Below are 22,138 nucleotides of genomic sequence, written 5' to 3'. Positions count from 1 at the left end.
CCACTCCCAGCCCCACGGAATTTCGGCGCCGGTGGGGGTCGCAATCGTCATCCCCGACCCCCGCCCCCCCCCGGGGCGCCCCCCCCCCCCCCGGGGGGGGGGGGGGGGGGGGGGCCCCGCCGCCCCCCCCCCTCCCGTCCGCCCGTCAGTGGCTACACACCCAGCAGTTCGTCCTCGACCTCGTCGTCGGACCGCGGCTTGGCGTCCTTCCGCCGCTGCCGCTCGAGCGCCCGCTCGCGTTCCTCGGGATCGTCCTGGTTGAGGTTCCGGTACTCCTGCACCATCACGTACGCCAGGAACCCGAAGCCGCCCGCGGCGAAGAGGAACCACTGGATGAAGTAGCTGAGGTGCAGACCAGTGTCCGCCGAGGGGCGGTCCCAGCTGAGAGGCCGGGCGTCCGTCGGTGCGGGGGACTCGGAGGCGAGCTGGCCGTACGCGCCCGTCCAGATCGGTGCGTCCACCTTGTCCGCCACGTCGGCGAGGGTGACGGACTGCACCTGGTCGGTGTGCGACGGGTCCGTGCGTCCGGGGATGCGCGGCTCGCTCTGCTGCAGGCGTGCGGTCACCGTCACCTCGCCGCTCGGCGGAGCGGGGACGCTGTCCGGAGCGTCCTGCCGGTTGCCGGTCGGAACCCACCCCCGGTCGACCACGAACGCGCGGCCGTCGGCGGTGACGAGCGGCGTGAGCACCTCGAACCCGGGCTGTCCGTTGTGCACGCGGTTGCGGACGAGGAGCTGGTCGTCGACGTCGTACCGGCCGGTGACCTCGACTCGGAGCCACTGCTGGTCGTCGCTCCACGAGGAGGCCCGTGGGAGCGCCTGGTCGAGCGGCACGGGGGTGTGGTCGTAGTTCTGTGCGATCTGCTCGTTCTGCCGGACCGCCTCGTTGCGGCGGTCCCACTGCCACATGCCGAAGAGCGTGCAGATGATCGCGAAGGCGACGGCGATCGCGAAGTAGCCCACCCAGCGGCGGCTCCGGACGAAGGCCCAGCCGACCGTGGGAGCGTCAGCGGTGCCGGCGCGGACCACGGTCGGGGCGTCCGTGCGGTCGGACGTGGGGGCGCCGCCGGACGCGGGGGCGCCGCCGGACGTGGTGGCGCCGTCGCCGTCGACGGTCGGACGTCGTCCGGCGTCGCGCTGCAGCTTCGCGGCGTGCTTCCGCCCGTAGCGGGCGGTGGGGTCGAACTCGTCCGTCATCGTCCGGTGCCGGTGGAGCGCACCCCGACGTCGTTCTTGGGAGCGTCCTCACGCGCACGGACGTCGTCGAGGCTGTCGACGTCCTCGTGCATCCCGGTCACCCGGACCGGGAACGAGCGGGAGCGCAGGTAGTCGGCGAGGAAGTCGCAGTGTTCCTCGCACGCCGCCCAGATCTTCACCCGGTCGACGGCGTGGATGCGCGGGTTCCGCCAGTTGATCCGCCACTCGGCGGTGTTCGTGCAGCCCGCCCGCGAGCAGACCGGCGTCGAACCCGGCTCGGTGAAGAGGTCGAACGTAGCGCCCATCAGCGACGCGTCCGGGACTTCGCGGACCACACACGGGAGCGGTCGCCGTTCCGCTGCCATTCCTCCTGCGCGTGCTGGGCCTGCTCGCGGAGGCGTTCCTGCTCGGCGCGGTAGGCCTCGGCCCGGGCGTCCTCCTGCTGCTCGCGGAGGTGGGGGTCGACGGCGTCGTAGAGCTCGATCGAACCAGCGGGTGCGACGATGTCGCTCTCGGCGTGGTTGCCGGCGTTCGCGAGGATCACGGCCACCCACGGGATCACCGCGGCGAGCACGATCGGGATGACCGCGAGCCAGGTGTGCCAGGTCGTCCACACGAGGACGGCGCCGATGAAGCACACGACACGCACGCCCATCTGCCAGACGTACTTGGACAGGCGGTGTGCCCGATCCAGCTCGGGGGAGTCAGGCAGGGACGTGATGCTCTGCGTGGACCCGGAGTGGGTGTGCGTCGCGTGGAACCGGCGCTGCGTCGACTTCATACGGTGTTCTTCCATTCGCCAGGGTCAAGCCTAAGCCCGGACCACCGACAGTCGACCCACCGCGCGGGGGACAGGTGAGGGAACGGCTCCGGTACGCTCGTCCGGGCGTGTCCAGCGGCCGGCGGCCTCGCGGTCGGACCGGCACACGCCGCGTCACCCCCACTCGAACGGAGCGATCATGACCACCCCCCGTACCGTCCTCGTCACCGGCGGCAACCGCGGCATCGGCCACGCCCTCGCTGCACGCTTCGTCGCCGAGGGACACCGCGTCGCCGTGACCTCCCGCAGCGGTCAGGGCGGACCCGAGGGTGCGCTCACCGTCGCCGCCGACATCACCGACTCCGCCTCGGTCGACGCTGCCTTCACCCAGGTCGAGGCCGAGCTGGGGCCGATCGAGGTGCTGGTCGCGAACGCCGGCATCACGAACGACCAGCTCCTGCTCCGCATGTCGGAGGAGGACTTCACGAGCGTCGTCGACACGAACCTGACGGGCACGTTCCGGGTGGTCAAGCGTGCGACCAAGGGGATGATGAAGGCGAAGTTCGGTCGCATCGTGCTCATGTCGAGCGTCGTCGGCGCCTACGGACAGGTCGGCCAGGTCAACTACGCCTCGTCGAAGGCCGCGCTCGTCGGCATGGCCCGCTCGATCACCCGTGAGCTCGGCTCGCGCGGCATCACCGCCAACGTCGTCGCGCCGGGGTTCATCCAGACCGACATGACGGCCGCGCTCCCCGAGGAGCTGCAGGCCGAGTTCAAGAAGCAGATCCCGGCGGCGCGCTACGGCACGGTCGACGACGTCGCCGACGCCACGCTCTTCCTGGCGAGCGACGGCGCCGGGTACGTCTCCGGAGCGGTGATCCCGGTCGACGGCGGTCTCGGGATGGGCCACTAGCCCGTCCAGGTCGTCCCGAGACCCGGACGCACCGGTCCGGTCTCGGGACCAGCGACGGGTCTCGCGTCCTCGGGCACGAGAGCGGTCGCCCACCCCGGGGCTCGGCGACGCCCCCGGGCCGCGGGTCAGCCGCGCAGGCCGAGCGTCGCGAGCACCGCGGACAGGTCGCGGTCGACGACCGCCACGTCCGCCCGCTCGCGGACCAGCGGCTTCGCGTCGAAGGCCACGCCCAGGGCCGCGACGCCCATCATGACGAGGTCGTTGGCACCGTCACCGACCGCCACGGTGCGGGACAGCGGGACGTCGTCCGACCCGGCCCACGCGCGCAGCGTCCCGGCCTTCGCCTCGGCGTCGACGACGTCACCGAGCACGCGACCGGTGAGCACGCCGTCCACCGCCTCGAGCCGGTTGGCCCGGCAGTGGTCGAGGCCGAGCCGCGCGGCGAACGGGTCGAGGACCTCGTGGAACCCGCCGGAGACGACGCCGACGGTGCCGCCGGCGGCGTGCACGCCGCGGACCAGCTCCTCGGCACCCCGCGTCACGCGGACCGCCTGCTGCGCGCGCGTGCAGACGTCGGCCGGGAGGCCCGCCAGGGTCGCGACCCGCTCCCGGAGGCTCTCGGCGAAGTCGATCTCGCCGCGCATGGCGCGCTCCGTCACCGCCTGCACCTGTGGTCGGGTCCCGGCGTGGTCGGCGAGCAGTTCGATGACCTCGTCCTCGAGCAGCGTGGAGTCGGCATCGAGGACGACGAGGAAGCGTGGCACGCACCAACGGTACCGACAGCAGGAGGCGCGGCCGACGTCTGTGACGTCAGCCGCGCCTCCAGGCCGGGTGGTGGGTGCGGTCAGGCCTCGACCCGCACGCCCTTGCCGACGCAGCGGGTGCAGTCCGGACTCGGTGACCGGTGCGGTCAGGCCTCGACTCGGACGCCCTTGCCGACGACGGTGATCCCCGATTCGGTCACCGTGAAGCCGCGGGCTTCGTCGGTCTCGCGGTCGACGCCGACCTGCGCGCCGGGAGCGATGACCACGTCCTTGTCGAGGATCGCGCGGTTCACGATCGAACCGGCGCCGATCGACGCGCGCTCGAACACGATCGAGTCGAGGACCTTCGCGCCGGAGTCGATGCCGCACCACGGACCGATCACACTGCGCTCGACCTGGGCACCGGAGAGCAGGCAGCCGAGCGAGACGATCGAGTCGACCGTCGAGCCGGTGTTGCCGTTCGCGTCGCGCACGAACTTCGCCGGCGGCAGGTTCGTCTGCTGGTTGAAGATCGGCCAGTCCTGGTTGTACAGGTTGAAGACCGGGACCGGCGCGATGAGGTCCATGTGGGCGTCGAAGAACGAGTCGATCGTCCCCACGTCACGCCAGTAGTACCGGTCGCGGTCGTTCGACCCGGGCACGTCGTTGCGCTGCAGGTCGTAGACGCCGGCGTCGCCGCGGGCCACGAAGTCCGGCACGATGTCGCCGCCCATGTCGTGCTTGCTCGACTCGATCTGCCCGTCGCGGAGCACCGCGTCGACGAGGGCGTCGGCGTTGAACACGTAGTTGCCCATCGACGCGAGGATCTCGTCGGGCGAGTCGGCCAGGCCGACGGCGTCCTTCGGCTTCTCGAGGAACGCGTCGATCTTGGTCGGGTCGTCCTGGTCCACCTGGATGACGCCGAACTGGTCGGCGAGTCCGATCGGCTGCCGGATCGCCGCGACCGTGGCACTGCGGCCGGAGGCGATGTGGGCCTCGATCATCTGGTGGAAGTCCATCCGGTAGACGTGGTCGGCACCGACCACGACCACGATGTCCGGGCGCTCGTCGCGCAGCAGGTTGAGCGACTGCAGGATCGCGTCCGCCGAGCCGGCGAACCACCGCTTGCCGAGTCGCTGCTGCGCCGGCACCGACGCGACGTATGACCCGAGGAGCCCCTCCATGCGCCAGGTCTCGGCCACGTGACGGTCGAGGCTGTGCGACTTGTACTGGGTCAGGACGACGATCTTCTGCAACCCGGAGTTGACCAGGTTGGAGAGCGCGAAGTCGATGAGGCGGAAGTTGCCGCCGAACGGGACTGCGGGCTTCGCACGGTCGGCCGTGAGCGGCATGAGCCGCTTGCCCTCGCCGCCGGCGAGGACGATGCCGAATACCTTCTTTGGTGCCATGTGGTTCACAGTAGGCGTCCGGACGGCAGACCCGTTACCTTGAGTCCGTGCGAGTCGATCTACTGACCAGGGAGTATCCGCCGGAGGTCTACGGCGGAGCGGGTGTCCACGTGGCCGAGCTCACGGCTGCGCTGCGGTCGGGGACGGACACGGACGTGCGCGTGCGTGCCTTCGGGGCGTTCCGCGACGAGGAGGGCGTGTGGGCCTACCGCACGCCCGAGGGACTCGAGGACGCGAACGGTGCGCTCCAGGCGCTCGGCACCGACGTCCGCATCGCCGCCGACGTCGAGGGCGCCGACCTGGTGCACTCCCACACCTGGTACGCGAACGCCGCGGGACGCATCGCGCAGCTCACCCACGGCATCCCGCACGTGGTCACCGCGCACAGCCTCGAGCCACTGCGCCCGTGGAAGGCCGAGCAGCTCGGCGGCGGGTACCGGCTGTCGAGCTGGATGGAGCGCGAGGCCTTCGAGCAGGCCGACGGCGTGATCGCGGTCTCCAAGGCCATGCGCGCCGACATCCTGCGCTCCTACCCGTCGATCGACCCGGCGAAGGTCCACGTCGTCTACAACGGCATCGACATCGACGAGTGGAAGCCGACCGTCGACGAGGACGCCGCGCGCGCCCTCGGCATCGACCCGTCGCGCCGCTCGGTGGTGTTCGTCGGCCGGATCACCCGGCAGAAGGGCCTGCCGTACCTGCTCCGTGCGGTGGCGTCGCTGCCGTCCGACGTGCAGATCGTGCTGTGCGCGGGCGCTCCGGACACGCCGGAGATCATGGCCGAGGTCACCGGACTCGTCGAGTCCCTGCGCGCCGAGCGCGACGGTGTGGTCTGGATCGACCGGATGCTCTCCCACCAGGAGGTCGTGAACGTCCTGTCGTCGGGCACCGTCTTCGTCTGCCCGTCGATCTACGAGCCGCTCGGCATCGTCAACCTCGAGGCGATGGCCTGCGGGATCCCCGTGGTCGGGACCCGCACGGGCGGCATCCCCGAGGTCGTCGCCGACGGACTGACCGGGCGCATCGTCCCGATCGACCAGGCGCAGGACGGCACCGGGACGCCCACCGACCCGGACCGCTTCGTCGCCGACCTCGCCCGCACGCTCGACGAGGTCCTGGCCGACGAGGGGCTCGCGAAGCTCATGGGACGCGCCGGGCGCCTGCGTGTCGAGAGCGAGTTCACCTGGGACGCGATCGCGCACCGCACACGGCAGGTCTACGACGAGGTGCTCGCCCGGAAGCCGTAGGCTGGGGCCATGCCCTCGGTCGTGCGCTTGTCAGACGTCTCGGTGGTCCGCAACGGGGCCACCATCCTCGACGGGATCTCGTGGGAGGTGCAGGACGACGAACGCTGGGTGGTGCTCGGTGCCAACGGCGCGGGCAAGACCACGCTGCTGCAGGTGGCCGGCGCCCAGACGTTCCCGACATCGGGCAGCGTCGAGGTGCTCGGGACCGAGCTCGGCGGCGCGGACCTGTTCGAGCTGCGCCCGCGCATCGGCTTCGCGTCGACGGCCCTCGCCCGACGGATCCCGGTGACCGAGAAGGTGGTCGACGTCGTGCTGACCGCTGCCTACTCGGTGACCGGGCGCTGGAACGAGGAGTACGAGGAGCTCGACGTCCGCCGCGCCCAGCGCGTGCTCGACGAGTGGGGCCTCGGTGACTTCACCGACCGCACCTTCGGTGAGCTGAGCGACGGCGAGCAGAAGCGCGTGCAGATCGCCCGTGCCGTGATGACCGACCCCGAGGTGCTGTTCCTCGACGAGCCGGCTGCGTCGCTCGACCTCGGCGCGCGCGAGAGCCTGGTCCGCACGCTCGGCGGGTACGCGCAGAGCAGCGACTCGCCGGCGATCGTCATCGTCACGCACCACGTCGAGGAGATCCCCGAGGGCTTCACGCACGCCCTCGTACTCGCCGACGGCAGTGTGCAGGCCGCGGGTCCCATCGACGAGGTCCTGACGGCTCCCACGCTGTCCCAGGCCTTCGGCGTGGAGCTGACCGTGTCGAAGGACGCCGGTCGGTACACGGCACGCGCGGCCTGACGCTCCCGATCCGGCCCGTCGTCTGGTAACGTGGACGGCTGGCGCACGCCGCAGACTTCCCGCGCGGGGGTCCCGATCGAGTCCGCTCGAACCGGCCGTCCGCGCACCTCCCACCATCTCCAACCGAGGAATCTCCATGAAGACCGACACCCACCCCGAGTACAACGCCATCGTCTTCCGCGACCTGGCTTCCGGTGAGACGTTCCTGACGCGTTCGACCGCGACCAGCGACAAGACCATCGAGCTCGACGGTGCGACCTACCCGGTCATCGACGTCGAGATCTCGTCCGCGTCGCACCCGTTCTACACGGGCAAGCAGCGCATCCTCGACTCGGCCGGTCGCGTCGAGAAGTTCAACCAGCGCTTCAAGGGCTTCAGCAAGTAAGTCCGCGTTCGCGCTCGGACGGGCGGTCCTCCTGCGGGAGGGCCGCCCGTTCTGCGTTGCGGGGGCGTGCGGCGCGCTGTGCCCGGTGGCGGCGCGGGTCGCGCCCCACTGCGGATGGTGCGCCCCGGCACACGAAGGTGCGCCGTCCGGGACGGGGCGCGACACAGTGCGCGGTGCCCACGAGCGAGCGTGGTGGCGACGTCGTGCCGCCGCGCCGTGGCGCGTGGTGCCCGCGCACAGCTCGGAGCACGTCGCGCCACGCGATCACGTGGTTCGGGGTGCGTCCGGTTGTGCGCATGCCGCGCGGGCGCGTCTCCGGTCACGGCCGGGAGGCGCCCTGCGGGTCCGCCGGCACCGCCCGCCCGGCCACGTGGCAGCGGCACCCGCCGACCCGCTCCGGCAGCGGACCCCGTGCGACGCCCGAGGTCCGCGGTGCCTGGTACGTCGTGCTCGCGCACCACGCGGAGCACGTCGCGCCACGCGATTGCGCGGTCCGACGTGCTTCTGGTTGTGCGCGGCCCTGCCTCGACCGGCGGCCGGCGGGCACCGGAGCGTACGACGACGCGGCCGCAGGGCGGCGGGCGGCGCTACGAGCCGTTGCGGTGCGGCCAGCGACCGTCGGCGGTGAAGGAGGGGTCGCGCTTCTTCCGCATGTAGTCCTGGAACGAGGTGGCCTGCTCGGCGCACCAACCGACCTGCTTGCGGTGGAGCTCCTCGGCGGAGACACCGAGCTCGTCGGGGTACTTCGCCGCGAGGGCCTGTGCGACACGCCCGGCAGCGATGGCGTCCGCCGCGGCGTCGTGTGCGTCGGACAGGGTCACGCCGTAGAGCTCGGACGCGGCCTCGAGCGTGCGCTTGCCCTTGCGGTAGGTGTCGAGCGCCTTGTCCATCACGAGGGGGTCCACGACGTTGCCGATGACGGGGGAGGCGATGCCGTGCCGGCGGGCCTCGCGGTCGAGCACCGTCAGGTCGTACGGCGCGTTGTAGATGACGAGCGGGATGCCGCGGGCGAAGACGGCCTCGACCGCGGCGACGATCTCGGCGACGACCTCGCCGGCGGGTCGGCCCTCGGCCTGCGCGCGCTCCGTGGTGTAGCCGTGCACGGCGGCGGCGCCCTCGGGGATGGCGATGCCCGGGTCGGCGATCCACGCGCCCTCCGCGATCGAACGGCCGGTCATGTCGATCAGGCCGACGTGCGCGGTGACGATGCGGGCGGTCTCCACGTCGACGCCCGTCGTCTCGAGGTCGAACACGCCGAGCGCGTGCCACCAGGGCCGGCCGCTCAGGTCCTGCACGGCCGGTGCGGCGGGTGCGGGCGTGTCGAGCGCTGCTGCGGAGTACGTCACGCCACGAGGCTAACGGGACACCACCGACACGCTCCCCGCGACCCGCCTGGCGGGCCGCCACGACACGCTCCACGCGGCCGCCTGCCGAGGACGTCAGGACGAGCCAGGGCGACGCGACGAGCGCGGGGCGAGCCGCGCCTCCAGGCCGACAGCGACCACCCGGCGGACGGAGGCCGCCCGCCGACCCGTGTCAGACGCCGACCGGCGCGCCCACGTGCAGCCAGTAGAACGACTGCGTCCCCATCGTCAGCGTGACGGAGCCGTCCTCGTCGAAGGACGGGAACGATCCGCCGCCGAACAGGTCGTACAGCGGCCGACCCGCGAACTCCGGCGCCGAGATCGTCACCGACGTCGGGTTGGTGGCGAAGGAGAACACGCAGAGGACGTCCTCGGCGGACGGACCGAACTGCTGCCCCGAGCCCTCCCACGACCGGACGAACGCGAGCACCGAGTCGTTCGTCGTGTCCTGCACGTGCAGCGAGCCCAGGCCGAAGACGGGGTGCGCCTTGCGGACGTGGATGACGTTGCGGACCCAGTGCAGCAGCGAGCGGGACTGGGCGAGCTGCGCCTCGACGTTGACCTGCGCGTAGTTGTAGACGAGCGACTGCACGACCGGCAGGTAGAGCTTGCCCGGGTCGGCGGTCGAGAAGCCGGCGTTGCGGTCCGGCGTCCACTGCATGGGGGTGCGGGACGAGTCACGGTCGGGCAGCCAGATGTTGTCGCCCATGCCGATCTCGTCGCCGTAGTACAGGAAGGGCGACCCGGGCAGCGAGAACAGCAGCGCGTGGATGAGCTCGAGCTCGGCGCGGGAGTTGTCGAGCAGCGGGGCGAGTCGGCGTCGGATGCCGATGTTCGACCGCATCCGCGGGTCGTAGCCGTACCAGCCGTACATCGCCTGCCGGTACTCCTCGCTGACCATCTCGAGCGTCAGCTCGTCGTGGTTGCGGAGGAACACGCCCCACGCGGCCTTCTCGGGGACGTCGAGCGTCTCGGACAGGATCGCCTTGAGCTCGGCGGCGTGCTGCGCGCGGAGCGAGTAGAAGATGCGCGGCATCACCGGGAAGTCGAACGCCATGTGGCACTCGGGCTCCTCGTCGGTGCCGAAGAACGCGGCGGTCTCGCGCGGCCACTGGTTCGCCTCGGCGAGCAGGACGCGCCCGGGGTACTCGTCGTCGACCATCGCGCGGAGCTTCTTGATGAACTCGTGGGTCTCCGGCTCGCCCTCGCCGTTGCCCTCCTCGGACTCGAACAGGTACGGGATCGCGTCGAGCCGCAGCCCGTCGACGCCCAGGTCGAGCCAGTGGCGGACGACGTCGTAGACGGCCTCGACGACGGCCGGGTTCTCGAAGTTCAGGTCGGGCTGGTGCGAGAAGAACCGGTGGAAGAAGAACTGGCGGCGTACCGGGTCGAACGTCCAGTTCGACTCCTCGGTGTCCACGAAGATGATGCGGATGTTCTCGTAGTGCTCGTCGGTGTCGCGCCAGACGTAGAAGTCGCCGTAGGGACCGTCCGGGTCCTCGCGGGACTGCTGGAACCACTCGTGCTGGTCGGAGGTGTGGTTGATCACCATGTCGATGACGATCCGCATGTTCCGCTCGTGCGACTTGGTGACGAGCTCGCGGAAGTCGTCGAGGGTACCGAACTCGGGCAGGATCGCCCGGTAGTCGGAGATGTCGTACCCGCCGTCGCGCATCGGCGACTGGAAGAACGGCGGGAGCCAGATCGCGTCGACGCCGAGCCACTGCAGGTAGTCGAGCTTGCCGATGACGCCCTGGATGTCCCCGATGCCGTCGCCGTTCGAGTCGACGAACGAGCGGATCATGCACTCGTAGAAGACCGAACGCTTGTACCACTGCGGGTCCAGGGTCAGGCCGGGCAGCTGGATCGGGGCCGTGAAGGTCAAGCGTGCTCCTCGTCGTCGGCGGGCCGGCGACGTGGCCCGACTCCGGCCACAGTAGGCGCGTGCTCCTGCTGCTGTCCGCGGGTCGCGTCCGCCACCGCGTCGCGCGGCCGGACGGTCCGACCTCGGCGGTGCGGCCGGGAGGCGCGACACCCCTCCACAGCGTGCCTCCCGCCCGCCGTCCTCCACAGCCGGGCGCGGGGCGCACCCCCGCCTGCTCCCGCTTCGTAGACTTGCCGCGATGCAACCCCCCGTGATCTCCCCGTACCAGTCGCTCGTCGCCGCGACCCCGGTCGTGCACCGGGCCGTGACCGTTGACGGCCGCACCACGCACTACTGGGAGTACGGCCCGGCCGACGCGACCGAGACGGTCCTCGCCGTGCACGGGTTCCGCGGTGACCACCACGGGCTCGAGACGATCGCCGCCCACCTGCGCGGCGTGCGGGTGGTCGTCCCCGACCTGCCCGGGTTCGGGATCTCCGACCCGCTGCCGGTCTCGAACATCGACGCGTACGTCGGCTGGCTCACCCGGTTCCACGGTGCGCTCGGCCTCGGTCCGGAGACGGTCGTGCTCGGGCACTCCTTCGGGTCGATCGTCACGTCGGCTGCGGTCGCGGCCGGCCTCGACACGCGCCTGCTCGTGCTCGTGAACCCGATCGCCGCGCCTGCACTGCAGGGCCCACGCGCCGTCGGGACCGGCATCGCGATCGGCTACTACCGTGCCGGCGCGGTGTTGCCGAGGCCGGTCGGGCTGGGGCTGCTCCGCAACCGGGCGATCGTGCGCGCGATGAGCCTCGCGATGCTCAAGTCCCGTGACCGCGACCTGCGCCGGTGGGTGCACGACCAGCACGACCGGTACTTCTCGGCGTTCGCGGACCGGACGAGCGTGCTCGAGGCGTTCCGGACCTCCGTGACGCACGACGTCTCCGAGTACGCCGACCGCATCGACGTGCCCGTCCTCCTGGTCGCGGCGGAGCACGACGACATCACGGCGCTGCCCGAGCAGCGGGCGCTGGCCGCGCGACTCCGGGACGCCGAGCTCGTCGTGGTGCCCGAGGTCGGGCACCTCGTGCACTACGAGACGCCCGGGGCCGCCGCGGACGCGGTGCTCCGTCGGATGGCGGAGCCCGCGACCCGGCGTCGCGCCGGACGCGGTCCTGCGCGCGGGACGAAGCGGACGTCGGGGGAGTCCACGTCGGGGGAGTCCGCGTCGTGAGGCGCCTGCGGATCGGCATCGACTGCCGGTACGTCCGGATCGGACGACACGACGGCATCAGCCGCTTCACGGCCGGCATCGTGGCGCACCTGCCCGACCGGCACGACCACGTGCTGCTCGTGCACGACGAGCGGCAGCTCGAGTCACTGCCCGACGGCATCCCGTGGGAGCGCATCTCCGCGCCGACGGACGCCGGTGAACCGTTCGTGGCCCGAGCGGTGAACCGCCTCGGGCTCGACGCGGTGTTCTCGCCGATGCAGACCATGGGCTCCCGCGGCCGCCGCTACGCGCTCGTGCTCACCCTGCACGACCTCATCTACTACCGGAACCGCACGCCTCCGCGGGAGTTCTCGTGGCCGATCCGGCTGGGGTGGCGGCTCTTCCACCTGAGCTGGGCGCCGCAGCGGGTGCTGCTGAACGGTGCGGACGGCGTCGTGACGGTGTCCGAGACCACCGCGGGGCTGATCGAGCGGCACCGCTTGACGAAGCGTCCGGTGACCGTGGCGTACAACGCGGCCGATCCCGCCACGCCGCGCGACCCCGCTGCCGGACGTTCCCGGACGCTCGTCTACATGGGGTCGTTCATGCCGTACAAGAACGTCGAGACACTCGCGGCCGCACTGCCCCTGCTCGGCGCCGACTGGACGCTGCACTGCATGTCACGCGTGTCCGATGCTGATCGTCGTCGACTCGAGGCCCTGGCGCCGGCCGAGTCGATCGTCTTCCACGACGGTGCCTCGGACGACGAGTACCTGGAGGCCCTGCGCGGCGCGACGGCACTGGCGACGGCCTCGTACGACGAGGGCTTCGGCATCCCCCTGGTCGAGGCGATGGGCGTCGGGACGCCGGTGGTCGTCAGCGACGTCCCGATCTTCCGCGAGATCGGCGGCGACGCCGCAGAGTACTTCGACCCGTCCTCGCCGTCGGCCGTGGCCGCCGCGGTCCGCCGACTCGAGGACCGGTGGGACCAGGCGTCACAGGCGTCGCTGGAGCGGGCGGCTCGGTTCCGGTGGCAGGACTCCGCGGAGCAGGTGACGCGCGCGGTCGAGCAGGCCGTCGCGGACCGGCAGCGCGGGTGACGGGAGCCGCCGTGCGGGCGACAGCGGTCGGCCGTGCGGACGACGAGGAGCGTGGCGTCAGGACGGCTGGCGCGCACTGACGCCGGCGTCGGGGAAGACGTCGTGCGTCGCGCGCTGGGCGACGTCCGTGATCGCCGCGAGGGCGACGTCGGTGGCGGCCGTGACGACTTCGATCCGTTGCGCGGCTGCGTCGTCCGACGGCGCGTCGGTGGCCCAGTCGCACCGCACGGCGACGACACCGCCGATCCCCGCCACCGACCGGGCGACCTCGAGTCGCTGGCGCGTGACCTCGGCGTCCGTGGTGACCCCGATCACCATGGTGTCGAACCGGACCTCCGCCGACACGACGACCCCGTTGCCGTCCGCGTCGGCAGCCGCCGCGCTCAGTGCCCGGGTGATGTCCACCTGCTGGCCGTGGGACAGACCCGGTGCCGCGTCGACCACGGCGGACACCCGGTACGCAGCCAGGGACTCGTGCGTCGTCTCCTCGTCGCGGACGCCGCGCACCCCCGCGATCTCCGTCGCCGCGGTGCGGAACCGGTCGAGCGCTGCCTGCGGACGGGGGAACACGCCGCCGACCCCGGTCTGGATGCTGCCGACGATGGTCGAGAGCACGACGGCGATGACGACACCGGCCGCGACGAAGGACAGCGTGATGACGGTGCCGCGTCGCAACCGCTGGCCGGTGGACGCCGTGGCGATCGAGGCCGTGTCGGGACCGAACGCCCGGTCGAGGTCGTCCGTCGAGTCGACGCGGTCGTCCGCCGGTCCCTGGTTCGTCACGGCCCCTCCTCGCGCTCGGGTGCGAGCACCACCGGGCGGTGGTCGGGCCGCCCGTGGACCGGAGCCTAGTCCGGGTGGGTCCTCTCGATCCGGCGGCCGCGGGTAACGGTCGTGTACCGGTCCGCTGCGCGCGCTACCGGCGCTCGAGCGGGTTCTGCTCGGCGAAGGACTCGTCGCCCGTCTGCTCCGAGACCTCGTCGAGCGGGTCGTCGAAGCGGACGAGCTCGGCTCGGAACCGCTCGGGATCCCAGCGGAACGAGTGCACGGAGCCGTTGCGGATCGGCGTCGTGTACCGGTCCGCCGTGCCGGGAGCGGCAGCGTTGACGACGGCCCGGATGACGGCGCCGTGCGTCGCGACCACGACCGACCCGGCGTCGAAGCGGACGGCGATCTCGGCCAGGGTCTCGGTCGCACGTGCGAGCAGGGCGGAGCGGGACTCCCGTCCGGGGATGTCGTCGTGCGGGTAGCGCTCGGCGACCTCGGTGTCGGTGAGCCCCTCGGCCTCGCCGTACGAGCGCTCCGCGAGCCCCGGGTAGGTCGCGGGCTCCGGGAGCCCGAGGCGGCGGGCGATGATCGCGCCGGTCTCGAACGCGCGCGACAGCGGTGACGCGACGACGGCGTCGAACCGCCGGCGGCCGAGGAGCAGCGCGGTGGCCGCGGCCTGGGAGCGTCCGGTGTCGTTGAGGGGGATGTCGGTCGAGCCCTGGATGCGTCGCTGCGCGTTCCAGTCGGTCTCGCCGTGCCGGACCAGGGTGAGGAGCGTCGTCACCCGTCGATCCTGCCAGAGGGCACCGGAGCAGCCGAGCCCGGAGCAGCGGACGCCGGGCCGGCCGACGCCGGACCGGTCGAGCCCGGACCAGCGGACGCCGGACCAGCCGACGGAGACACGAGCCGTGCGGCCAGTGCCTCGAGTGTCTCCGTGGTGCCGGCGTCGAGCTTCGCGGCCGCCCGCCGGTCGCTGCGGGTGGCCCCTCGGTTCACGATGACGACCGGGTGCTTCCGCCGCGTGGCGTGGTCGACGAGCCGGACGCCGGAGTTCACGGTGAGCGACGATCCGACGACGAGCAGGGCGTCGGCGTCCGCGACGATCGACACGGCCTCGCGGAACTTCTCGGCGGGCACGAACTCGCCGAAGAACACGACGTCGGGCTTCAGCACCCCGCCGCAGACCGAGCAGTCCGGCACCCGGAAGCGCTCGACGTCGGTGATCTCGACATCGCCGTCGGGCTGGAGCTGCACCGTGCCGGGTTCGTCGATCCACGGGTTCTCGCGGTCGAGCACGGTGGCCAGGTCGGCACGCGAGAACACCTGCCCGCACGTCAGGCACACCGCGCGGTCCATCGAGCCGTGGATCTCCACGACCCGTCGGGACCCGGCGCGCAGGTGCAGCCCGTCCACGTTCTGCGTGATGACGCCGGCGACCACACCCGCGTCCTCGAGCGCTGCGAGCGCCCGGTGGCCGGTGTTGGGCCGGGCGGCGGCGAAGGTCCGCCACCCGAGGTGCGAGCCGGCCCAGTAGCGCTGCCGCTTCGCCGGGTCGGAGCGGAACTCCTGGAAGGTCATCGGCTTCCGGACGACACGGCCCTCGCCGCGGTAGTCGGGGATGCCGGAGTCGGTGCTGAGCCCGGCGCCGGAGAGCACGGCGACACGCTTGCCCGCCAGCAGCTCCACGACGCGGTCGAGCTCGTCCGTCATCGGGTCGGTCAGCACGTCGTCCACGGTACCCTCAACAGCCGAACGCCCAGCCGCCTTCCCACGAAACGAGCCCCGTGCACGCCGTCCGCATCGACTCCCTCGACGACCCCCGCCTCGACGACTTCGCCCGGCTCACCGACGTGGCACTGCGCCGGGTCACGGAGCCGGAGGGTGGGCTCTACATCGCCGAGTCGAACACGGTGATCGAGCGCGCGGTCCGCGCCGGGCACATCCCGCGGAGCGTCATCGTGCAGGAGAAGTGGCTCGACAGCGTGCTGCCCCTGGTGGCGGACCACGAGGGCCCGGTCTTCGTCGGACCGGACGCACTGCTCGAGGACCTGACCGGCTTCCGGATGCACCGTGGCGCCCTCGCCGCGATGCACCGCCCGGAGTTGCCGTCCGTCGCCGACGTCGTGCGGGACGCGAAGGTCGTCGTCGTGCTCGAGGACGTCGTCGACCACACCAACGTGGGTGCGGTGTTCCGGAGCGTGGCCGGGCTCGGTGCGGACGCGGTGCTCGTCAGCCCCCGCTGCGCGGACCCGCTCTACCGCCGGAGCGTGCGGGTGAGCATGGGCACGGTGCTCCAGGTGCCGTGGACCCGCATCGGCGAGTGGCCGGCCGCGGGCGAGGAACTCCGCGCGCAGGGCTTCCACTTGGCCGCGATGGCGCTCACCGACCGCTCGGTCGACCTGGACGCGTTCGTCGCCGACGTCCCCGAGCGGGTCGCGCTGGTGATGGGCACGGAGGGGCAGGGGCTGACCGACGCCGCCATCGCCTCGGCCGACACGACGGTCCGCATCCCGATGGCGCACGGGGTCGACTCGCTCAACGTGGCCGCGGCGAGCGCCGTCGGGCTCTGGGCGGTCACGCACGCGCAGCGCGCGGCACGACCGACCGCCTGACCGCCTCACCGCTCGGCGACGGCCCGGCGCACCGGGTCAGGCAGCTCCGGCCGGGAGGCCCGTCCCGACCCCGTCGCGCAGCCAGCGGGCCGCCGTGGTCACCAGGGCGCGGTCCGTGCCGGTCCCGCCGGTCAGGCACAGTCCGACGGGCGCGCCGTCCACACCGAGCGCGGGGGCGCTCACCGAGGGCACCCCGCCCACGCTCGCGAGCGCGGTCATGGTGGTCGTCGCGGTCCGGACCCGTTCGAGCTCCGTCGTGTCGGCCGTGAGCGACGGTGCCGGCCCGGGCGCGGTCGGCGTGACGAGCAGTCGACCGACCAGTGCCGCACGGACGGCGGCACGCACTGCGGGGAAGCGGTCCCGCGCGCCGTCGACGAGCTCCGGCGGGTTCGCGGCGGCGGCGGCGAACCGCTGCCCGACGACGGCGCCGAGGGCACCGGGGCGGGCGGCGATCCACACTCCGTGCGCCGCTGTCGCCTCGGCACCCTGCACGAGCCGCAGGAGATCGCGCAAATCGTCGAGCGGCGGGATCCCGAGGTCGTCGAGCGTCACGACCGGCAGGTGGCCCGCGACCGCACTGAAGGCGTCCTGCGTCGCCGGGTCCGCGGCGGCGAGGAGCTCGGCGAGCACGACCGGGACCCCGGCCTCCGGCGCGCGGTCCGCGTCGTGCGGCACCGAGGCGTCGAGGGCCCGGACCAGGGTGTCGGCGTCCCGGGTCAGCCACCCGACGGTGTCGAACGACGGTGCGAGCGGCAGCAGCCCCGCACGGTCGACGAGGCCGTGCGTCGTCCGCAGGCCCCACAGGCCCTGGTAGGAGGCCGGGATCCGCAGCGATCCCGCGGTGTCCGTGCCGAGTCCGACGTCCGCCGCGCCGGAGCGGACGGCCGATGCGGATCCGCTGGAGGAGCCTCCCGGCACCCGCGACGGGTCCGCACCGTTCGGCGGCGTGCCGTGGTGCTCATTGCGTCCGGTCAGGGCGTAGGCGAACTCGTCGGTGCGCGCGATGCCGCGGATCGAGGCTCCGGCGTCGAGCAGCGCGGTGACCGCGGCGGCGGACGCGGTCGCGGGCTCCGACTCCCGCAGGTGGGTCGGGTTGCCGGCGCCGACGCGGTGGCCGGCGACGGCGTACAGGTCCTTCACGGCGACCGTCGCACCGTCGAGCGGGCCGCTGCCCGTGGGCGGGAGGAGCGGGTCGCCGACGACGCGCCACACCGTGGTGTCGAGGGGACGGGGTCGGCCGGTGACGTGCGCCGCCTCGATGCGCCACGCGTCGGCGTCGTGGCGCCAGAGCTGGGTCTGCAGACCCGACCCGCCGTCGCGGAAGGCGGAGACCGAGACCACGAGCGCGAGGTCCTCGGCGAGCACGCGGACTTCGACGCGGCTCAGGTGCCGCGGCGCGATGCCACCGCGCGTGCCGCGGAACGCGCTGATCGCCTCGTGCCCGACGAGCAGCCCGCGGTCGTCCCCGCGCAGCGTTCCGGGGGAGCGGACGAAGGCGTCGTCGAGCGCGGCCAGGTCGTCGTCGGCGAGCGCCCGCTCGTACGCGTCGAGCGCCTCGAGGAGTCCGGCGGGTGCGGTCGGACCACCGGTCTGCCGTGCGGCGCTCACCGGACGTCCGCGAAGTCGGCCTTGCGGATGCGGGCGTGCGCCCCGGTGACGAGGTCGACCACCTGCGAGACGTCGAAGTCCGTCGCCGCGCTGAGGTAGGCGTACGCCAGGTGCGGCTCCATGCCGTACCGGGCGCCGAGGATCGCGATCGCGTGCCGGACGCAGGCGCGGACGGCCTCGTCGAGGTCGGGGTCGAGTCCGGTCGGCACCAGGAGGTCCTGTGTCTCGACGAGCGGCCAGACCAGTTCCCCGAACTGCTGCGCGGCCTCGGCGGCCGGCGTCACGTCGAAGCGCACGGTCGCGCGGAGTGACGCCTCCATGGCGGTGAGCGCGACCTCGCCGTCGCCCTGCGCGAAGTGCGGGTCGCCGACGTACGCGAGGGCGTCCGGCACGAGCACCGGCAGGTGCAGCTGCGCACCGGCCTGCAGCAGGTTCACGTCGATGTTGCCGCCGTGGCGTCCGGGCGGGACCGAGTGCAGCCGCTCGCCGGGGGTGGCGACGCCCATGACGCCGAGGAAGGGTGCGAGCGGGAAGCGGGCGTACCGGTCGCCGCCCTCGGTGATCGGGATGCTGCCGCGGGGTCCGTCGTCGCCGGGCACGACGTCGGCGAAGACGCTCACGGTCCGCCCGTCGACCGGGTACTCGCCGTGCAGGGCTCCGCGACCGTGTCGGTTCGAGACGACGCCGTACGGCACGCGGGGGAGCGTCTCGAGCACGGTCATGGTCAGGACGTCCCCCGGCTCGGCCCCCGCGACGGCGATCGGACCGGTGACGACGTGCGGGCCGTCCCGATCGGGGTCGCGGCGAGCCTGCCGGGCGATCGCAACGGCGTCGGCGAGCACGTGCTCGGGCGGGACGCCGTGGCGGCCGAAGAAGGCGAGGGGGTCGCTGCCCTGGTCCGGCAGGAGCCCCTCGTGGCTCACCGTGTCGATCGTGAGGTCGTCGCCGGACGCGAGGGTGACGACGGGGCGGTCGTCGCCGTTCGGGAGCCGCCCCCAGAGCACCCGGTCGGCCTCGGCGGGCAGGTACCGGGTCGAACGCACGGGGCCGGTCCCCGGCTGGAGCACCGTCACCGGGGCCGCCGGGTCGGTGCCCCGGTCGACGGCCGTGGCCGTGGCCGTGGCGGTGGGCGGCGCGGTACTGCGGTCGCCGTGCGCGGCGCCCGGGGTGGTTCCGTGGTGCATGTCCAGCACGCTAGGGGCAGTGCGCGCCGCGGCGCGGGCCGGAGCGCGATGTTTTACGTGTTCGTCACACGGTGGCCGCGCTGCGACGGCCACGGCAGTGGCGACGGGGGCAGCGGCGACGACCGGCCCGGTCGGCACGCGGCACGCGGCCCGCGAACGGCCGGCACCCCGGGACCGCCCGGTACCCTCTGTTCCCGTGCCCCGTGTCGACCGCAGCCCCCGCTCCGCCGTCCGGCGGCCCGTGACGATCGGCGTCGTCGCGGTGCTCCTGCTCGCCGTCGGGTACCTGGTCGCCGTCGCGGTCGTGCCGTTCGCCCCGGCGAGCGCCACCACGACGACGTACTCCGCTCCGACCTCGACCCTGCCGGACCTGCGGTTCCCGGGCTACGGCGCCACCGCGGTGCAGGCCACCGGCTTCCCGGAGAGCCTCCGCACGAGCGGCGACACGAAGCCGCGGTCGATCGCGAGCATCACCAAGGTCGTGACGGCCCTCGTCGTGCTCGACGCGAAGCCGCTGGCGCGCGGGGAGTCCGGGCCGGCGATCCGCTTCGACCCGCAGATGCAGGCGCTGTACGCCGAGTACCTCGCGCAGAACGGCGAGGTCGCCCCGATGCCGGACGGTCTGCAGCTGTCCGAGTACCAGACCATGCAGGTCATGCTGATGAAGTCGGCGAACAACTACGCGGGCGCCCTGGCGCTCTGGGCCTTCGGGTCGATGGACGCGTACCAGCGCGCCGCCTCGGCCTGGCTCGACGAACACGGGCTCGACGACACGACGATCCACGAGCCGACGGGCCTCGACCCCGCCAACCAGTCGACCGCGACGGACCTCGTGCGCCTCGGACAGCTCGCGCTCGCGGACCCCGTGGTCGAGGAGATCGTCGGCACGCAGCAGGTGACGGTGCCCGGGGCCGGGCAGATCGAGAACTCGAACAAGCTCCTCGGACTCGACGGTATCGAGGGCATCAAGACCGGCACGCTCGACCAGGCGGGCGCCTGCCTGCTGTTCGCGGCCGCGTACCAGCGCGGGGGCCGCCAGGTCACCGTCGTCGGCGTGATGCTCGGCGGCAAGGACCACCCGTCGCTCGACGTCGACGTCCGCACCCTCCTCCGCTCGGTCGCCGACAACTTCCAGGTGGTCACCCTCACGCACGCCGGCCAGACCTTCGGCACCTACTCCACGCCCTGGCGCGACGACGCGGACGCCGTCGCCGCCGAGGCTGCGGAGGTGCTCGTGTGGGGTGACACGACCGTCAGGGCGCGCACCCGGCTCGACAGCCTGACCCTCGGCGAACGGGGTGAGCGGGTCGGGACCGTCCGGTTCACGATCGAGCACCATGACCCGGTGACCGTGCCGCTCGAACTCGAACGCTCCATCGAGGACCCCGGGCTCTGGTGGCGCTGGACGAACCCGTTCCGCGGGGTCGAGACGACCGCGGCGACCGGGCCGACGGCCGTTGCCCGGCAGACCACCGCGGCGACCGGGCCGACCGGCGCCGCGCCCGCGGGGCGCTGGGGCCTCGCCGCGTAGGCTCTCCGACGTGACGACGACGTTCCCGCGCAGCACCCCGTCCGCCCTCGGCATCGACGCACGCGGGGTGTCCGCGTTCCTGGACGCCCTCGAGTCGACCCCGGACGTCGAACCGCACAGCATCGTGCTGCTGCGGCACGGCCGTGTCGCCGCCCAGGGCTGGTGGGCGCCCTACGCCGCCGACCGCGTGCACCTGCTGTACTCCCTGAGCAAGAGCTTCACCGCCGCCGCCGTGGGCATCGCCGTGCGCGAGGGGCTCGTCGACCTCGACGCCACCGTGCTGTCGTCCTTCCCGGAGCTCGACGCCGACGTCACCGACGAGCGCAGCCGCCGCATCCGGGTCCGGCACCTCCTCGCGATGGCCTCCGGGCACCGCGAGGAGACCCTGCAGCGGGCCGAGGCCGCCGACCCCGAGGACCTGGTGCGCGGGTTCCTCCTGACCCCGCCCGACGAGGAGCCCGGCTCCGTCTTCGCGTACAACCAGCCGTGCACGTACACACTCGCCGCGATCGTCCGTCGGGCCAGCGGCGAGTCGCTCGTCGACTACCTGCGCCCCCGGCTGCTCGAGCCGCTCGGCATCGACGACCTGGCGTGGAAGCGCGACGACACCGGTGCCGAGCTCGGCTTCAGCGGTGCGTACGCCCCGACGGCCGCCGTCGCCGCCCTCGGCCAGCTGTACCTGCAGCGCGGCGTCTGGGACGGCCGGCGCATCCTCGACGAGGACTGGGTGGACGCCGCGACGAGCACCCAGGTCGCGAACCCCGACGAGGAGAACGCCGACTGGCGGCAGGGCTACGGCTTCCAGTTCTGGATGGCCCGGCACGGCTTCCGCGGCGACGGCGCCTACGGCCAGTTCTGCGTGGTGCTCCCCGAGCAGGACGTCGTGCTCGCCCTGACCGGGCAGTCGCTCGACATGCAGGCCGTGCTCGACGCCGTCTGGCAGCACCTGCTGCCGGCGATCACACCGCAGGACGGTGCCCACCTTGATCTCGACCCCGAGGCGGACGCCGGACTGGAAGCTCGCCTCGCCTCCCTGGGGCTGCCCCCGGTGCAGGGTGGTCGCCTCGCCGAGCCCGTGGCCGGGTCGTACGAGTCGGACGGCGTGCTCGAGGGGCTCCGACTGGAGCCGGACACCGACACCAGCAGCGACACCGACGCTGCCGCGTGGCGCCTGACCGTCGACGTCGACGGCGGACTGCTGTCGTTCCCGGTCGGCCAGGGAGCGTGGGCGGTCGAGGGACCGCTCGCCGCCAGCGCCGCGACCGGTGCCGACGGCACCGTGCAGGTCGTGGTCCGGTTCGTCGAGACCCCGCACGCCGCCCGGCTCCGCCTCGACCCCGCGACCGGTACGGCATCGGGGGAGTGGATCACCCAGCCCCTGCACGACGGGCCGCTGACGCTGCGTCGCCCGACCGCCTGACCGGTCGCGCTGACCGGGGGCGCTGACCG

Annotated in this window: 21 protein-coding genes; 9 read left to right on the top strand and 12 right to left on the bottom strand. The window is 72.9% G+C overall.

Annotation, left to right across the window (positions count from 1 at the left end; all coding sequences use genetic code 11):
* Positions 1-152 precede the first annotated feature (152 nt).
* Genes ABIC52_RS10015 through ABIC52_RS10005 form a run of 3 tightly spaced genes read right to left on the bottom strand, consistent with a single transcriptional unit; the run spans position 153 to position 1,977 of the window.
* The gene (locus ABIC52_RS10015; RefSeq protein ID WP_354027228.1) at positions 153-1,196 is read right to left on the bottom strand and encodes an SURF1 family cytochrome oxidase biogenesis protein; all 1,044 of its coding nucleotides are present in this window, start codon (positions 1,194-1,196) and stop codon (positions 153-155) included.
* Positions 1,193-1,501 carry a hypothetical protein gene (locus ABIC52_RS10010; RefSeq protein ID WP_374109361.1) on the bottom strand — a complete coding sequence of 103 codons (309 nt, stop codon included), beginning with the start codon at positions 1,499-1,501 and terminating at the stop codon, positions 1,193-1,195. Before ABIC52_RS10010 ends, ABIC52_RS10015 begins: the two co-directional genes overlap by 4 nt.
* Complete coding sequence (locus ABIC52_RS10005; RefSeq protein WP_354027227.1) at positions 1,501-1,977, bottom strand: DUF3099 domain-containing protein; 477 nt, start codon at positions 1,975-1,977, stop codon at positions 1,501-1,503. The genes ABIC52_RS10010 and ABIC52_RS10005 overlap by 1 nt, the downstream gene beginning before the upstream one ends.
* 178 nt (positions 1,978-2,155) lie before the next feature.
* On the opposite strand from ABIC52_RS10005, the gene fabG reads away from it, so the two are divergent.
* On the top strand, positions 2,156-2,869 hold the full coding sequence (gene fabG / locus ABIC52_RS10000; protein ID WP_058750253.1) for a 3-oxoacyl-ACP reductase FabG: 714 nt from the start codon (positions 2,156-2,158) through the stop codon (positions 2,867-2,869).
* Between the two features lie 125 nt (positions 2,870-2,994).
* Here fabG and serB read toward each other — a convergent pair whose 3' ends face one another.
* Together serB and ABIC52_RS09990 are read right to left on the bottom strand one after the other, a co-directional pair.
* Positions 2,995-3,633 (bottom strand): phosphoserine phosphatase SerB, encoded by a 639-nt coding sequence (serB, locus tag ABIC52_RS09995; protein ID WP_354027226.1) that lies wholly within the window; start codon positions 3,631-3,633, stop codon positions 2,995-2,997.
* A 146-nt stretch (positions 3,634-3,779) separates the two neighbouring features.
* Complete coding sequence (locus ABIC52_RS09990) at positions 3,780-5,021, bottom strand: glucose-1-phosphate adenylyltransferase (protein WP_126892067.1); 1,242 nt, start codon at positions 5,019-5,021, stop codon at positions 3,780-3,782.
* A gap of 47 nt (positions 5,022-5,068) precedes the next feature.
* On the opposite strand from ABIC52_RS09990, the gene glgA reads away from it, so the two are divergent.
* From glgA to ABIC52_RS09975, 3 genes are all read left to right on the top strand, one after another.
* On the top strand, positions 5,069-6,268 hold the full coding sequence (gene glgA, locus ABIC52_RS09985) for a glycogen synthase (RefSeq protein ID WP_354027225.1): 1,200 nt from the start codon (positions 5,069-5,071) through the stop codon (positions 6,266-6,268).
* Positions 6,269-6,277: 9 nt separating this feature from the next.
* Positions 6,278-7,060: an ABC transporter ATP-binding protein gene (locus ABIC52_RS09980; protein ID WP_126892065.1), complete on the top strand. Its 783-nt coding sequence runs from the start codon at positions 6,278-6,280 to the stop codon at positions 7,058-7,060.
* A gap of 136 nt (positions 7,061-7,196) precedes the next feature.
* Positions 7,197-7,445, top strand: a complete 249-nt coding sequence (locus ABIC52_RS09975) for a type B 50S ribosomal protein L31 (RefSeq protein ID WP_022905175.1) — start codon at positions 7,197-7,199, stop codon at positions 7,443-7,445.
* A 587-nt stretch (positions 7,446-8,032) separates the two neighbouring features.
* Here ABIC52_RS09975 and ABIC52_RS09970 read toward each other — a convergent pair.
* Positions 8,033-8,731: a 3'-5' exonuclease gene (locus tag ABIC52_RS09970; protein ID WP_354027232.1), complete on the bottom strand. Its 699-nt coding sequence runs from the start codon at positions 8,729-8,731 to the stop codon at positions 8,033-8,035.
* A gap of 250 nt (positions 8,732-8,981) precedes the next feature.
* The gene (gene treS, locus ABIC52_RS09965; protein WP_209677187.1) at positions 8,982-10,694 is read right to left on the bottom strand and encodes a maltose alpha-D-glucosyltransferase; all 1,713 of its coding nucleotides are present in this window, start codon (positions 10,692-10,694) and stop codon (positions 8,982-8,984) included.
* 238 nt (positions 10,695-10,932) lie between these two features.
* Between treS and ABIC52_RS09960 the strand changes: the two genes are divergently transcribed.
* Positions 10,933-11,907: an alpha/beta fold hydrolase gene (locus ABIC52_RS09960; RefSeq protein ID WP_354027224.1), complete on the top strand. Its 975-nt coding sequence runs from the start codon at positions 10,933-10,935 to the stop codon at positions 11,905-11,907.
* A gap of 5 nt (positions 11,908-11,912) precedes the next feature.
* The gene (locus ABIC52_RS09955) at positions 11,913-12,986 is read left to right on the top strand and encodes a glycosyltransferase family 4 protein (RefSeq protein WP_354027231.1); all 1,074 of its coding nucleotides are present in this window, start codon (positions 11,913-11,915) and stop codon (positions 12,984-12,986) included.
* A 57-nt stretch (positions 12,987-13,043) separates the two neighbouring features.
* On the opposite strand, the gene ABIC52_RS09950 is transcribed toward ABIC52_RS09955, so the two are convergent.
* The 3 genes from ABIC52_RS09950 to ABIC52_RS09940 form a co-directional block, all read right to left on the bottom strand.
* Positions 13,044-13,769 (bottom strand): hypothetical protein, encoded by a 726-nt coding sequence (locus tag ABIC52_RS09950; protein WP_354027223.1) that lies wholly within the window; start codon positions 13,767-13,769, stop codon positions 13,044-13,046.
* 133 nt (positions 13,770-13,902) lie between these two features.
* Entirely contained in the window at positions 13,903-14,538 is a 636-nt protein-coding gene (locus ABIC52_RS09945) for a histidine phosphatase family protein (RefSeq protein ID WP_354027222.1), read from the bottom strand.
* Positions 14,535-15,464: a Sir2 family NAD-dependent protein deacetylase gene (locus ABIC52_RS09940; RefSeq protein WP_126892489.1), complete on the bottom strand. Its 930-nt coding sequence runs from the start codon at positions 15,462-15,464 to the stop codon at positions 14,535-14,537. The genes ABIC52_RS09945 and ABIC52_RS09940 overlap by 4 nt, the downstream gene beginning before the upstream one ends.
* 74 nt (positions 15,465-15,538) lie before the next feature.
* Between ABIC52_RS09940 and ABIC52_RS09935 the strand changes: the two genes are divergently transcribed.
* Positions 15,539-16,366 (top strand): TrmH family RNA methyltransferase, encoded by an 828-nt coding sequence (locus ABIC52_RS09935; protein WP_209823618.1) that lies wholly within the window; start codon positions 15,539-15,541, stop codon positions 16,364-16,366.
* Positions 16,367-16,402: 36 nt separating this feature from the next.
* Here ABIC52_RS09935 and ABIC52_RS09930 read toward each other — a convergent pair whose 3' ends face one another.
* The gene (locus tag ABIC52_RS09930; RefSeq protein ID WP_209823619.1) at positions 16,403-17,974 is read right to left on the bottom strand and encodes an AtzH-like domain-containing protein; all 1,572 of its coding nucleotides are present in this window, start codon (positions 17,972-17,974) and stop codon (positions 16,403-16,405) included.
* Positions 17,971-19,158 (bottom strand): acetamidase/formamidase family protein, encoded by a 1,188-nt coding sequence (locus ABIC52_RS09925; RefSeq protein WP_354027221.1) that lies wholly within the window; start codon positions 19,156-19,158, stop codon positions 17,971-17,973. The genes ABIC52_RS09930 and ABIC52_RS09925 overlap by 4 nt, the downstream gene beginning before the upstream one ends.
* 196 nt (positions 19,159-19,354) lie before the next feature.
* Between ABIC52_RS09925 and ABIC52_RS09920 the strand changes: the two genes are divergently transcribed.
* Both ABIC52_RS09920 and ABIC52_RS09915 read left to right on the top strand, forming a co-directional pair.
* Positions 19,355-20,689, top strand: a complete 1,335-nt coding sequence (locus ABIC52_RS09920; protein ID WP_209823621.1) for a D-alanyl-D-alanine carboxypeptidase family protein — start codon at positions 19,355-19,357, stop codon at positions 20,687-20,689.
* Positions 20,690-20,699: 10 nt separating this feature from the next.
* Positions 20,700-22,109, top strand: a complete 1,410-nt coding sequence (locus tag ABIC52_RS09915; protein ID WP_354027220.1) for a serine hydrolase domain-containing protein — start codon at positions 20,700-20,702, stop codon at positions 22,107-22,109.
* The last annotated feature ends 29 nt before the right edge of the window (positions 22,110-22,138 follow it).

Source organism: Curtobacterium oceanosedimentum, assembly GCF_040545555.1.
Lineage (GTDB): Bacteria > Actinomycetota > Actinomycetes > Actinomycetales > Microbacteriaceae > Curtobacterium.
This window is presented reverse-complemented; position numbering and strand designations above follow the sequence as displayed.